Origin of the sequence: Pseudomonas fluorescens, assembly GCF_902497875.1 — a bacterium.
Taxonomy (GTDB): Bacteria; Pseudomonadota; Gammaproteobacteria; order Pseudomonadales; family Pseudomonadaceae; genus Aquipseudomonas; species Aquipseudomonas fluorescens_BR.
The window spans coordinates 73,204-87,040 of sequence record NZ_CABVHY010000015.1 but is presented as its reverse complement, the minus strand read 5'-3'; the positions used below and the strand labels follow the sequence as shown (position 1 = coordinate 87,040).

General features: G+C 54.2%; 9 protein-coding genes. 8 read left to right on the top strand and 1 reads right to left on the bottom strand.

Going from position 1 to position 13,837, the window contains the following annotated elements; translation table 11 throughout:
* Nucleotides 1-198: 198 nt before the first annotated feature.
* On the bottom strand, nucleotides 199-735 hold the full coding sequence (locus F8N85_RS16710) for a LasR-specific antiactivator QslA (RefSeq protein WP_150804659.1): 537 nt from the start codon (nucleotides 733-735) through the stop codon (nucleotides 199-201).
* A 723-nt stretch (nucleotides 736-1,458) separates the two neighbouring features.
* Between F8N85_RS16710 and mads1 the strand changes: the two genes are divergently transcribed.
* The 8 genes from mads1 (at nucleotide 1,459) to F8N85_RS16670 (ending at nucleotide 13,578) form a co-directional block, all read left to right on the top strand.
* Nucleotides 1,459-1,725 (top strand): methylation-associated defense system helix-turn-helix domain-containing protein MAD1, encoded by a 267-nt coding sequence (gene mads1 / locus F8N85_RS16705; protein WP_224795703.1) that lies wholly within the window; start codon nucleotides 1,459-1,461, stop codon nucleotides 1,723-1,725.
* Nucleotides 1,725-4,469, top strand: a complete 2,745-nt coding sequence (locus F8N85_RS16700; protein ID WP_150804658.1) for a DUF499 domain-containing protein — start codon at nucleotides 1,725-1,727, stop codon at nucleotides 4,467-4,469. The genes mads1 and F8N85_RS16700 overlap by 1 nt, the downstream gene beginning before the upstream one ends.
* Nucleotides 4,469-5,476 carry a hypothetical protein gene (locus F8N85_RS16695; protein WP_150804657.1) on the top strand — a complete coding sequence of 336 codons (1,008 nt, stop codon included), beginning with the start codon at nucleotides 4,469-4,471 and terminating at the stop codon, nucleotides 5,474-5,476. Before F8N85_RS16700 ends, F8N85_RS16695 begins: the two co-directional genes overlap by 1 nt.
* Nucleotides 5,477-5,543: 67 nt before the next feature.
* Entirely contained in the window at nucleotides 5,544-8,756 is a 3,213-nt protein-coding gene (locus tag F8N85_RS16690; protein WP_034115124.1) for a DUF1156 domain-containing protein, read from the top strand.
* The gene (locus F8N85_RS16685; RefSeq protein WP_034115125.1) at nucleotides 8,753-9,271 is read left to right on the top strand and encodes a hypothetical protein; all 519 of its coding nucleotides are present in this window, start codon (nucleotides 8,753-8,755) and stop codon (nucleotides 9,269-9,271) included. Before F8N85_RS16690 ends, F8N85_RS16685 begins: the two co-directional genes overlap by 4 nt.
* Before the next feature lie 9 nt (nucleotides 9,272-9,280).
* A complete protein-coding gene (locus tag F8N85_RS16680; protein ID WP_150804656.1) occupies nucleotides 9,281-12,055 on the top strand; it encodes a DEAD/DEAH box helicase in 2,775 nt (924 codons plus the stop codon).
* A gap of 75 nt (nucleotides 12,056-12,130) precedes the next feature.
* On the top strand, nucleotides 12,131-12,562 hold the full coding sequence (locus F8N85_RS16675) for a hypothetical protein (RefSeq protein WP_150804655.1): 432 nt from the start codon (nucleotides 12,131-12,133) through the stop codon (nucleotides 12,560-12,562).
* 713 nt (nucleotides 12,563-13,275) lie between these two features.
* Nucleotides 13,276-13,578, top strand: coding sequence for a hypothetical protein (locus F8N85_RS16670; protein WP_054897182.1), 303 nt, complete (start codon nucleotides 13,276-13,278; stop codon nucleotides 13,576-13,578).
* The last annotated feature ends 259 nt before the right edge of the window (nucleotides 13,579-13,837 follow it).

The window sequence follows — 13,837 nt, the reverse complement described above, 5'->3', positions numbered from 1 at the left end:
ACTCTGCGTTGCGCTCGATAGAGATCGTGGGAAATCAATCGGGTAAAAGAAGACGTAGCGCTAATCAAATATGAAATGGAAGGGTGGAACGAGGTAGCTTCGAGAAAAAGCGAGTGAACCCTCCGATCGGCGCGATCAAAGATCGCTTGATCAGAGGGTTTGGCGGGAAAAGAAAAGTCTCAAGCGTCAATTAGAGCCTCAAGCATCGAAACTGGCTGGTCGAGATGTAGTAGCTTCACGGAGATTGAGCAGCGTCTGCTGCAAACGCAGCAGAAAACCGGCCTCGAACGCCTCCTGAAAGTCACCAGGACGATGACGTTTTCGGTTCTGCGCCAGCGCCCACCATAACGGTAATGACGAGCCTTTGAGCCAGGTCTCAGCACACCGAACGCCATCCTTGATCGTCGGAGCGAATTCATCGCCCCAGGGGGTTTGGATCGCGGGCGAACCTTCAGCGGGCGGGACAGAGACGTACTCACCGAGCTGTTGATGAACGCGCTGAGCGGGTATGCCAGTCAAATATCGAAAGGCCTTGTCGAAAAGCACTGCCGCGTCATCCAGCAGCTCAACAGCCAGCTCAACGTCCTGCGGAAAATGAAGCAGAATACTCTGCGCGCCATTAAGCCGAAGCGTGGCAGCCTGCCGTAATTTAACTGCGGCATCTTCGGGGGTAAGCGAAGCAGTATCGATGGTGTTGGGTTTAGGTAGGCCGATTAGAAGCGAGAGATCAAACATCGCGGAATCCTCCGAGATAGTTTGAAGTACGAAACAAACAGCCGGGGCGGCGCACGAGCTTGAAAGGGGGACGGGGCATTTTCCTTATCTCCTTGGTTTGATTAAGGAGTGCCATTCACCGTTGCGACACGAATGGGTGGCACACCGTACAGGGGTCGCAAACCGGAAACCAAGGAACCCGGCCAGGCCGAAGCCTGCCCTGCACGGTGCGCCATAGAAAAGCAGCAGCTAGCACTTGAAGTGCTGACTGTGCGATATGGCACGTACCGCGCCTTGGTTTCGATACAGGTTGCGACACCCGATCGCGGGATTGACCGCGATGGGGCAAAGCGTAAATGTGAAGTCGCGACAACACAAGCATGAGCGTCAATAAGCACCGCATCAGACCTAGCGTCCTATTCGACTTGGACAACGGTATGTGTGGCAACCTCATTGGCAGGCCGCAGCACGCAGGGTCCGATCAAAACCCTTGTCCCGCTGCACGTTTGTATGATGTCCGGCGTAGATAGTTTGGCTCTTGAAGCTGACACTCATTAATTTAAGCAATTAACCTTTGGCGACCTGAACGCTTTCATGCAGCCGGTTGCAGGGACGCCAATGCCGCATCTATTGATCCTCACTAGCGTCGTGCGTCAGTCAATATCTTGAAAAATCTACGCAAAACATGCAATTCTTGCCGCAGATTTGAAAATTTTACACTACCCTGTCGTCGTTTGACCTTGAATGGCAACCACCATGCTCATAAATAGCAGTGAAGGCGAGATCCTCACCATTAAACAGGTCGCCGACTACCTGAAGGTTACGGAGCGGACGATCTACAGGCTGGCTGCAGCCAAGAAAATCCCTGCTTTCAAAGTAGGTGGAACTTGGCGTTTTTCGCGTGCTGACATCGACAGCTGGATCAAGCTGCAGTCCTTAGAAGGGCTCGATGCTGGACGCGAAGGAGATGACGTAGCCAAAGACCAAATGAATGATGGGGAGCGCAAGTAATGCTAGGACTGATACTACGAGATGAATTTCGGGGTAAACGGCTTAGAGGGACAGCTATTGAGCTCTCTAACGATTCAAACACTGGCGCGACGCAGATCGCAGCTCAGCAGTTTCTGGAGATCACCTATCCGACGCACGACCTGCTAAAGGGTATAGAGGCAGTTGGCCCCGATAAGGGGCGCCCCGTCGTGGTAATCGGTGAGCGCGGCTTGGGTAAGTCCCACTTAATGGCTGCGCTCTACCACTCCGTTAACGACGCGGCATCGACCAGGGCGTGGCTCAATTCTTGGGCCGGTGCGCTGGGTGATGCCAACATCGGGAAGATCGCCCTTCGGGAAGGAATGTTAGTCATTGGCGAGAGTCTGCACCGCCAACGCTACAAATTTCTTTGGGACTTATTGTTCGAGCGCCATCCGCGTGGTGAATTCATCAAAGGCAAGTGGGAGGGTATGGGTGCAGCCCAAACCGATATTCCCTCTGACAAGCTTATCATCGAGCTGCTCGAACACACGCCAACAATGCTGCTACTCGACGAATTCCAGACCTGGTACGACGGCCTGACCAACACTAAGCAATACCCTTGGAAAAATTGGGCGTTTAATTTCATCCAAATACTGTCGGAGATCGCCAAGGAACGCCCTGATCTGCTGGTGTTGGTTATTTCTGTGCGCAACGGGGGTAGCGATGCCTACCAACAGGTGCACCGTGTCAACCCAGTCGCTATCGACTTCAAAGCAGGTGGCAACGCCGAGCGAATTCAGCGGGATCGGCGGCGAATGCTGTTGCACCGTCTGTTCGACAATCGCATGCAAATTGCCGATGGAACCATCGAATCTCTGATCGCTCAGCACGTGGCCGAGTCTTTTCGTCTGCTCGACGTCCCCCCAGCCGAGCAGGACCGCAAGCGCCGCGAATTCACTGAGTCTTGGCCATACGCGCCTCACCTGTTGCGCCTGCTGGAAGAGCAGGTTCTTATCGCTACTGACGCGCAAGAAACCCGCGACATGATTCGCATCTTGGCCAATCTTTACAAGAGCCAAGGCGAAGCAGTTCCGGTGCTCACTGCTGCGGATTTCCGGCTCGACGATGATGCATCGGGCATTGGTGCACTGCTGGATTCGGTATCCAACGAGCATCACCGAAGTCTGCGTGAGAAAGCGCAGCACAACATCATCTCGGTCACCGAAGCGGTGTACGACCACGCCAACTTGGCGCCACACCTGCAAGAAATTGTGGGTGCGTTGTGGCTGCGCTCAATTGCCGTCGGCAACCTTGCCGGGGCCGACCCCGCCACACTGCAGGTAGATATAACCAGGGACAAGCCGGTGGACAGCAATGCCTTTCAGGTTGAGCTGGCGACCATTCTCGAAAACAGCTTCAACATCCACCAGGATGGTTCGCGCCTGGTCTTCCGAGAAGAGGAAAACCCGCGTGCAAAACTCATGGCCTGCGTCCGGAACGACAAGCTGTTCACTGACGGCTCCGATCAAGCACAGCTAGCCAAACAGGTGTGCTACGTCATCGGTGGCAGCGATGAGGTAGCCAAGACCTTCCGCGTGATCGCTCTACCTAAATCTTGGCAGAACGATCCTTGGACATCGCTGGGTGAAACTGAACAGCCTGAACGATGGGACGACCGTTTACCCATTCTGGTATTGCCGGAAGAGCCAGAAAAGATCGAACAGACTTTAGGCCGCTGGCTCAGGGATCATCTACAGAAGCGTCGCAACACCATTCGCTTTCTTATGCCCCGAGCCGGCTCCTCCAATGCCTTTCTGGATCGCGATCTGCTCATCCTCGCACGCGCCGAGATGAAGGCGCAGGAGTGGAGTAGCCAAAACCTCGAGTTTAAGAAACTGCATAAGGAATTCGAGAGCACGCTGCGCGAAAACCTGAAAAAGCGTTTTGACCGCTTTGCTGTCCTGCACCGCTACGACCACCAAAGCCCGCAGCAGTCTTTGTTCAGTGTGGAGCATCTGAAAAAGCAAGGCGCGCAAATCCCTGAAGGCATCGAGGAGACATTGATCAACGATCTCTTCGTACCTGAAGATTTTGAAGACCTCGTGCTTGAAGCCTCCTCAGAAAACGCATCAGTAGGAAAATTGCTGCGTGAGCTGCAAGAGCCTCGCCCAGCAGGACAAGACTGTATTCCTTGGCTGGGTGAAACAGCGATGAAGGAGCGTATCCTCCGCCTGTGTGCACGCGGCAAGATTGCCATCAACCTGCGTAACCTTGAAAACCTGCAAACTCACGCAGGCGAAGATGAAGATACCGCATGGCGACGTTTGCGGCCTAAGCTCTCCTTTACCGGACGTCAGCTTGATGAGGTGTATCTGATGGAGCCCTCGGCAGTATCCGCCACAGGAGGCAGCGCACCGTCTGTGCCACTGCCGCTCGTAGGGGACAATGGCGGTGACATCTTTGGCGGACGAACGAGTACATCGCAACCCTCGTCAGTCGATGGCGACAATCGTTTCGGGCGCGTCGCGCCGACGGACAACGGCGGCATTTTCGGTGGCAACACAGAGAACACCACTAAGCTACGCATCCCGTTCTCTAATCCGCCCACTTCGCCTCTCAACCTGATTGGCAAGCTTGAAGGCTGGGGCATAGGCCCAGCCACCCCTCTGGCAGAAGTCTCGCTAAAAGTATCTGCTGCAACAGGCGCGCAGCTAAAGGAACTGCTCAAAAAGCTACCTGATGGCATGACATTCGAGCTGAGCCTTGAGAAGGAGGACAACTGATGCCGCTCGATGCAGGTATATTGCAAAAACTGACTCAAGGCACGCCTTCCGAAGCTTGGCGCTTGATCATTGAACGCACCATCAACATTGCCTCCAGGCCACTAGCTGAGGGCAATGCGCCAGGGGAGGTGATAAAGCGCGAGCGCGAAATTGCAGAGCTCGATCTCTTCCTGGCGTCCAGCGGATGGGATTTGTGGCAGGCCTTCGGGCAGCCCAATATCAGTGGCGTAGAACGCACATCGGAGCGCCTCGCACGGTGGTGGGATGAGCCCTTTTCGGCCCGGGCAGTCTTAATACTGGATGCCCTGAGCCTGCGTGAGCTTCCGTGGTTATTGCAGGGAGCTAAAGAGCGCGGTTTTACTATTCATGGAGTTACTGCCACGGCATCTGAGCTACCCGGTGAAACAAACGAGTTTGCCCGCGCACTGGGATTGACCAGCCGAAGTCAATTGCAAGCCAACGGCGGCGGCTTGGCGCATAAACTACAACCGGCGCAGACAGAAAGCATTGATCTCCCCTGGAAAGATTGTGAAGGTTTACTCGACAATGCCTCAGGCGCGAAGAACTGGGTGTTCTGGCACCACTGGCCGGACGCCAAGTTGCATGATTACGGTGCAGGCCAAGGGCTGGAACTACTGACTAAGGACGCCGCACAGCAGCTTTCCAGTGACGACTTCTGGGCTTTTGTCGAACACCTAGCCACCGGGAGACGTTTAATTATCACTTCCGACCACGGCTACGCCGCCACCGGCTACTTCCCAGATGCCGATGGTGATGTCGCGACACATCTAAAACAAACATTTTCGAGCGGACGCAGCAAGGTAGGCAGAAGTGATCCCGGCCCCTTCGTCCCACCGGTCGCATTGCAAATAGACGGTCCGCATGGCCCACACCTGTTGGCACTGGGTCGAAGAAAATGGCGCAGCCAGGGCGGTTACCCGACGCTCACACATGGTGGCTTGTCGCTGTTGGAAGTTCTGTCGCCTTTCATAGAACTATCGAAGTAGGCATATAGCCTTCGTAGAGAACATGCGCGAACAGTCGTGCACGCAAGAAAAACTAAGGAAGCTTTGAATGGCCACCAAAAAACAGTTGCTCGCTCAAGAGGTTGCTAAGGCAGTCGGCGCGGGCAAGGCCGTCGCGCTAGAAACAGTCGATTTCAACGACCCCAAGCGCCCTAAGACCTGCCTAGAAGTGGACTTCCCCATCCTGCCTGTCAATCAGGTAGCGATCATAGAGGGCAATGCAGGCAAGCCGATCTACCAAATGTCGAAGTGGTGGGCACGACGTCGCTCCAGTGTGTTCCGCTCTATGTTGATAGCGGCGGCAACGAAGGCTCCGGAAGACAAATCGCACGCCGCCCGACTCGTGTGGGACAACTACTACGCCAACCATCAGAAGAAAGGCACATTCAAGCACCTGAAGGTGGCGGACATCTTCATGGGTGGCGGCACCACACTAGTGGAAGGCTCTCGCCTCGGTATGCAGATGGTCGGCAACGACCTCAATCCGGTAGCGTGGTTCGTGGTCAAGCAAGAACTGGCTGACGTCGATCTCGGTGATGTGAAGAAACTCCTCGCTGACATTGAGGCAGAGGTCAAGCCGCAGATCATGCCTTACTACTATTGCGACGGCCCTGATGGTGAAAAAGGCAAGTGGACCCACCTTCCAACGGACAAGGTAATGCCAGCCGGTTTCGACCCGCTCGCCATTCCGCGTGAAGAGCGTAAAAACTATAGCTATGAAGGACCAGAGATCATCTACACCTTCTGGTCCAAACACGGGCCTTGTCAGGTAACGGGTTGCGGTCATCGTACTCCGATCATGACCAGCCCGGTGATGGCGGTAAAAACACTCACGGTCAAGCACTGGAAACATTCGTGCGGTAAGTGTGGTGAAGCGTTCGACGTAGAGGAAGATGCCGCTCGCATGGCACCTGACGCATTGCTCTACGTCTCACCAAGCGAATATCCCTATTCCGTTCTCGACCGTAAGAAGGGCGTGATTTGTCCACAATGCGGCCACACGGCCTTGGTCAACCTCGGCAAAGGTAAGAATAAGAAGGTGGAACTGAGCCTGCTGGTCCATCCGCAGTGGCTCGCAGGCGAAGCAAAGCAAGATGCCAACGGTCAGCCCTTTGGTGGCTCTGCGCAGGATGACGTAGCGGCTACTACGCGATGGGATGCAGCACGCGCCAAAAAGATTCGCCTCTTGGAAGTGCGCGGCGCCCTGCCGGCAGAAGTGACCGACCCGGAAACCGGAATTAGTTTCGCTCCGGAAAGCGGCACCGTACCAAAGAGATCACACTACGCCTGTGGAGCCTGCGGCACGGTGCAGGATGTACTGACCACCGTCAAGGCCACTGGCAAGACAGGACCGATGGCAGCCTATGCAGTGCAAGGCTATGCGCCCAAACGCGGTGCGTCAGGTAAACCTTACAATGGACGCTTTTTCGCAGCCTACGGCACAGCGCAAGCACAGCAGCACGACACTGCGCTTGCTGAATGGGAAGCGCGCAAAGATGCCGATCTGAAAGAATACTGGCCACGTTCGGAGCTTCCCTACGGCTTCATGACCCACCACTTGCAAGGTGGCGTGCCAAATCACGGCTTCACCCACTGGTGGACCATGTTCAACCCTCGCCAGTTGCTTGTCCACGCACAGCTACTAAAAGCCATCGGTGAAGTAGGGAACTACGACTGGGCAGTACGGGAGTTTGTGCTAGGTGCGTTTCAGCAATACCTGCGTAATCAAAGTCTATTCACTTTGTGGAATGTCCAAGGCGACAAGCTAGAACCCCAGTTTGCGAACAACAACTATCACCCGAAATCGACGGTGGTAGAGAACTGCGTCTTTCCCTCATTGGGTCGAGGCAACTGGGCATCCAGTACTGAAGGTATTCTCGAAGGCCGCGAATGGGCTGTTCAGCCATGGGAGGCGGTGAGCATTGAGGCACTGAAGCGCAAAAACCCTGTACTGGCTGACCAACTGAGCGGCAAGAGTGAAAAAGTCATGCCGGGGGATCCGGTGCAGGCTGTGGATCTGTATCAGGGCTCGTCGACTGATCTGGCCCAGCTTGAAAGCAGTAGCCTTGACCTAATCATCACCGACCCACCGTTTGGCGGGCTGTTGCACTATTCGGAGCTTGCAGATTTTTTCTACGTCTGGCTGCGTTTGGCACTTAAGAATAAGTACCCAGAAATCTTCGGCCCAGAGTACACCCCCAAGTCGTTGGAAGCAGTGGCCAACCGCGCCCGCGAGCCGGAAGATCCAGATGGTTTCTACCAGCGATTGCTCACGCAGTGCTGGCGTGAGGCGCATCGGCTCTTGAAGCCCGGCGGCATTCTCGCCTTCACATTTCACCATAGCGAGGATGAGCCGTGGGTAGCGGTGCTGGAATCACTTTTCGACGCCGGCTATTACCTCGAAGCAACGTATCCGATCCGCTCCGACGAAACTAAAGGAGACGGCGAATTCGGCTCCAAGACTATCGAGTACGACATCATTCATGTCTGCCGCAAGCGAACCGAGGAACCTAAACCCGTGAGCTGGGGACGCATGCGCCGCGAGGTGATGGCTGACGTGCGGCAGTTACAGGCTATGCTGGAGAACCATGCCAAGGAAGGACTGCCTGCAGCTGATATCCAGGTCATCCGCCGCGGCAAGGCGTTGGAATATTTCTCGCGCCACTATGGCAAGGTCTATGTGGATGAAGGCCGGACTATTTCCGTTAGGGACGCGCTGGTCGGTATCAATCAACTCATTGACGAAGACGCCGATAAGGGTAAAGAACCTCCGCCCGTGAACGCCGAACCGATGACCCGTCAGTTCCTCCGCACCTTCGGTACGGCCACCGAAATGAAGCGCGACCAGTTACAGAAATTCTTGCGCGGCACGATTACTACACCTGATGACTTTGAGCAGCGTGGTTGGTGCAGCGAAGTGAAGAAGGTTTTCACCCGCACCGCGCCTCTCGATTTCGCCCGTGACTGGCAAGGCAAACACAAACGTAAGCTGATTTCCGACCTTGACCAGGCATTGGTGCTGATCGGTGCTTGTGTAGACGGCAGCGGAGTCAATGCCTCAGACACGCTAAAAAATGAGAATTTCAAGGCACACGTGGCCTTGAAACCGTTGTTGGAATGGCTGCAAAAAAATGGCCCAGATCAAATCACACGCAATGCTGCTTCACGTGCGCTGTCGATCTACATCACGTGGCAAAGTAGCCAAGCACCCAAACCACGGCAGGTATCGTTGTTCGATGACGATTGGGAGTATGCGCAATGAGGCAGGTCCTCGATACAGTGTGGCAACGGCGCGGCACAAGTTGGTTGTGGGATGAGGAAGCGCGCAATCAAGTTTGCAAGGCGGAAGAAGTATGGAGCTTGCGTCAGTTTCTATTGTCCGCGCAGGCACCGGGTAAGCCAAGCCATTGGCCCGATGACCTGCCCAGCAACAATAGCCGGACACTGATAGTGGCCGGGCTTGAGGGTAGCCTTGACTTACTAGCCCCGGATCAGGGTGAAGTCTGGCTCGGAGATACCATCAAGCGTGCCATCCTCTCGTTTCAGGATGAATACGCCGGCGAGGCCGCATTGATATTCTGGTTGCCGCAGAAGCACGGACGTCTCAAGGTGCAAGCCTCGACCGATGCAGTGAGCTGGCTATGCGAGGCACCAAATCGAGGTCAACAGCTTGACTTTGGCCGCCTCCTCTGGGGGGAAGCCAATGAGTACCCACAGGAAATACTACTGCGCGAAGGGGCTCAAACTGCGGGTCTGTTCCATTTGCGGATTACTTGAGGTCGGCGCGTGCATACAGAAGACTTGTTCCAGCCCGGTGAGCGCATCACTCACCACGAGTATGGCCAAGGAGTCGTTCTTGATCTCCCACGTGATGGCTACGTGCGCGCGTTCTTTGGCGTCGGCGAACGACGAGTACCAGATGCGTCACTACGACGCGAACTCTCGCGCACTGAGCGCATCTTGCGCACCGTAGATGGTAGTGCAGAACGGGGGCGCAAAGCGTGGCTGTGCTATGAGGCGCACGCGCTGCCAGTGATGGAAAGCGCCTCGGCGCTTACTTCAGCTCGCATAGATCTGCTTCCACACCAGGTAGTACTCACCCACCGCATTGCCACCGCCTCGCCTCGGCGCTATCTGATTGCCGATGAGGTAGGGCTGGGAAAAACGATTGAAGCAGCGCTCATCCTGCGCGAACTGGCCAGCCGTGGCGAATTGACACGAGCGCTAATGGTCGTACCTGCGGGCTTGGTGAACAACTGGCATCGAGAACTGAACGAGGTATTCAACCTCGATTTTGAAGTGTTCGGCTCCGAGGGCGATATCACCGACCGCAAAACCAATGCCTTCGCTAAACACGATCGACTGATTGCCAGCATCGACACCCTGAAGCGCCCGGCTCGAATCAAACGTCTGTTGGATGCCCCACGCTGGGACTTGGTGGTGTTCGACGAAGCACACCACCTGACTGCACATCGCATGGGCGGCAAGGTACGCAAGACCGAGAATTACAAGTTGGCCGAGGCATTGAAGGACCATGCACGTGATCTCTTGCTGTTGTCCGCCACCCCACATCAAGGGGATCACTTCCAGTTTTGGATGCTCGCACAGCTTTTGAATCCTACGCTGTTTGGTAGCCCGGAGGATATGCTTGAACATCGTCATCGGCTCAACACGGTGATGTTCCGTCGCACAAAGGCCGATGCCTGCCAACCCGATGGCTCACCGCTGTTTGCGCGGCGTTGGGTGCACACCGAGTCCTTCCTGATGAATCAGGAAGAGCGGCTGTTCTACGAAAAGCTGCGCGAGTATCTGGAGGACGGCTTTGATCTGGCGCGTCGCCAGGGTAACCAGGGACGTGCTCTGGGCTTTCTAATGGCGATTTTCCAGAAGATCGCGGCATCAAGCTTTTCCGCGGTTCGTCGCACGCTCAGACGTCGCCTGCTGATGTTGACGCTGCACGAGGCGTTGCTGCGCGACAAGGAGCTGGATATTGAGGGTCGCGAAAGGCTCACAGAAGAAGCTCGCGCTTTGATCCACGAAGATTTTGGTCTCGCCTATGACAACATCGGTCGCAGCGAGGTTGATCGGGTTCTAGCTGATCTCAAGTATAGGCTGGTGAAGAAACTGGACGAAGAGGCATTAGAGATGGCCTCTGACCCCTACGGTAGCGAGTATTTGTCCACGGGTGCCGAGGATGCTGCATCCACAATGATTGATTTGCATCTTCCTGAGGAGCGCTTGCGTATTGGCGACTTGCTGAACATCTTCCCGCAGCTGCGCGAGACCAAAGCGCAGAAGCTCCTTGACGGTCTGGGCCATCTATGGCGGCAAAACCCGAACGAAAAGATTGTAATCTTCGCCACTTACCTAGGCACAGTGGACCTGATTGCCCGTGAGATCGAGCACACCTTTCCTGGCCAGGGAGTGGCAGTGTTGCGCGGTGGCGACCACGGTACCAAGCTGGCAGCAGAACGACGTTTCCGCCAAAAGGATGGCCCTCGCGTTTTGGTGTGCACAGCGGCGGGGCGAGAAGGTATTAATCTGCAGTTCGCACGTGTCCTATTCAATTTCGATCTACCGTGGAACCCCATGGACATGGAGCAGCGTATCGGACGCATTCATCGCTATGGCCAGCGCGACACCGCACAGGTATACAACTTGGTACTGTCGGACACCATCGAGGGTCGAATTTTCTTACTACTTGATGAAAAGCTAGTCGAAATTGCGCGCACGGTCGGCAAGGTGGATGACCAAGGTAATATCGCTGAAGACTTGCGCGCCCAGATTCTTGGACAGCTTTCCGAGCGACTGAATTATGACCGGCTTTACCAAGAGGCGCTCTCGGACCCCGAACTGAAGCGAACTCAGGTGGAGCTTGAAGCCGCACTGTCAAATTCTCGCGAGGCTCGGCAAGTGGTATTCGACTTGTTCCAAGACCTCGATGGTTTCAGCCTCGACGATTACCAGCCGTTCTCGGACGTGTCGTCAAGCTTGAATAGGCTGGTCCGATTCTTGTCGGTAGCGGTGACAGATAACCAACAACAGTTGGTCAAGGTCGACGATGAAACATACGATTTGGTGTTTGCTGACGGAAGCCGTCGAACTCGTTTCACCCTGAACCGGGACGCGGCCACCAGTCAGAGGGATCTGGAGCTGCTTGGTCTGGATCACCCGTTGATGCAGGAGGCACTTGGCCGATGGCGCAGCGTACCGCCGGAAGACATCGGCATTTCAGTAACTGCTGATGTGGACGAACCTGTGCTGCTATCGTTGTGGATAGTAGATGCGTCCGCTGGCAACGGAGAGCGCCGCACCGTCGTCCAACCCATTGCTGTCAAGCTAGACGGTACACGGGTTCCTGGAGTCGAACGACAATGCGAACGGTATCTACAGGCTCCTACGACATCGCCGAAACTACTACTAGAGCATCGACTCACGCTATTTTCTAATATCATTGAACCTGCCTTGGAACGAGATCTAAAACACAAAGGCGGATTTCTCAGCGATGGAAGCTACTCATTCGATTTAATTGGGTATGCTGAGATATTTCCAAATAAGTAATATTTTTCGCCGCCCATCAGGGCGGATGCTCGGCGCTACGTCTGACGTAGCTTTATAATTTAAAGGAAAACTACGATGGCACTTAAGTCTAAGGAATGGTTTTACAAACAATGTTTGGCTGAAATCAAGACTCACACACCCAACTCACACATGGCGTGGGCTGTGGTTGAAAAGGGTATTGGCCAATCTGATGGTACCCGGGGCCATGTGACACAAGCAGTGGGTGTTGCCCAGCAGTTCCTGCAAACCCACCCCGAACACATTGAAAACATCAGGTCAACTGATCCGACAAAGCCATATGACGTGACAAGTAATCCAGATCTTCAGAACGATTTAAGGACATGGATTGCTGACCAGAGTGGCCCCCTAGGACGCGCTACCTATGGGTACGACTACGACAAATTTAAGAGAAACACAACTGCAACCTTGGGAGGGACGCGAACTGGCGGTGGGGGTGCAGACGACGAGTTTAAGAGAGTGCTCCGCTTGATGGCGGAATACCTTTGATACACATATAGAAGAGGCCGTGACTGGAAAACGTGAGCAAATATAACTCCTAGCTCAAATAGTTCCCATGGCATTCTTAGCTCAAAGGGAGCAAGCTAACAACGGAGGATCCCAATGAAGCGTGCCATCTTTACTAGTGGAACGCTTCATTGGTCATTTCGACAACTCGACCTTGCTTGTAGAAACCGGAGTGACTTCCCATAAGTCTCGGCCGCTACTTTCTGATTCACTAAAGTGCATGCCCAACTTCGTATCGACCTGTTACTCTTGTGCGGAAAAAAATAATACCCGTCACCAGTGATTTGCAGAAATTCCCTAAGAACGGTGATTACTTCCTCAAATAGCCCGTGACATTGTCGCATCGCGCCAAGTCCTGACGGCAGGCCGACGTCGCCTCGAAATTGAGATCCCTTTAGCGCGCTTTATCCACCTACAGTAGGTTAGTTATGTTAAGTAATATTAAGACCACCCAAATAGTGCACTTTCTTGGACTGGCATGTTGGATCTAAGAACTGTTTCTGGATAGTCAGAGAAAGAAATACCCTGCCCATCCGCATAAACTTTCCATTCATCATGCCCTAGGCATTTTCTAGGCAGAATCAAAGTCATTGCCCTGGCGCCAACTTTTGACGTATTCTTTGATCCTTTACCTGTTCATAACAGCCTATATCCAGGCAGAATCCTCACCCCAGCTATCATTGCACCCGAATTCTATGAAACTTCTCAACACTTACGAAGACCGTGACGAAGCCGAAGACGCCGCCGAAAAGGTGACTGGAGATAAGCGGCTTGCCAGTGAACGAGACGCTACAGTAACTATATACAATCTGTTCGGTATCCCCAACTGGGGCAATTTCCACCGCTTGGGAATGTACAATCTTGGAGAGCTGAAGATTCTGCTGGATCACCGAGACGACTGGAAGCCCGCCGACCAAGCCAGGCATACCGAGATCATTACCACATTGAGGATGGTAGAAAAGAGTTACGGGACCAAATTGCCGGCACACTGGCTATAAAATAGTACTCATGGAGTCCTAGTTTCAAACCTTCCATTTGAAGATATTTATCTTAATCTCCAGAAAGCGGCTCAAATAAAGGTTTTTGTTGCCGCTGCCTTCTTGACAAGAATACGAATGCATATCCCCTCCGGCCAAAAACCAAAAAACTCACTTTCTGAGGAGCTTCCGTATCCGTCCGGCCAAGTCATCTACCCAGCCCCGCGAGGCGAGGACATGGTGTGCACTTAAATTTGGGTGGACACCATTTCTAGCCTTT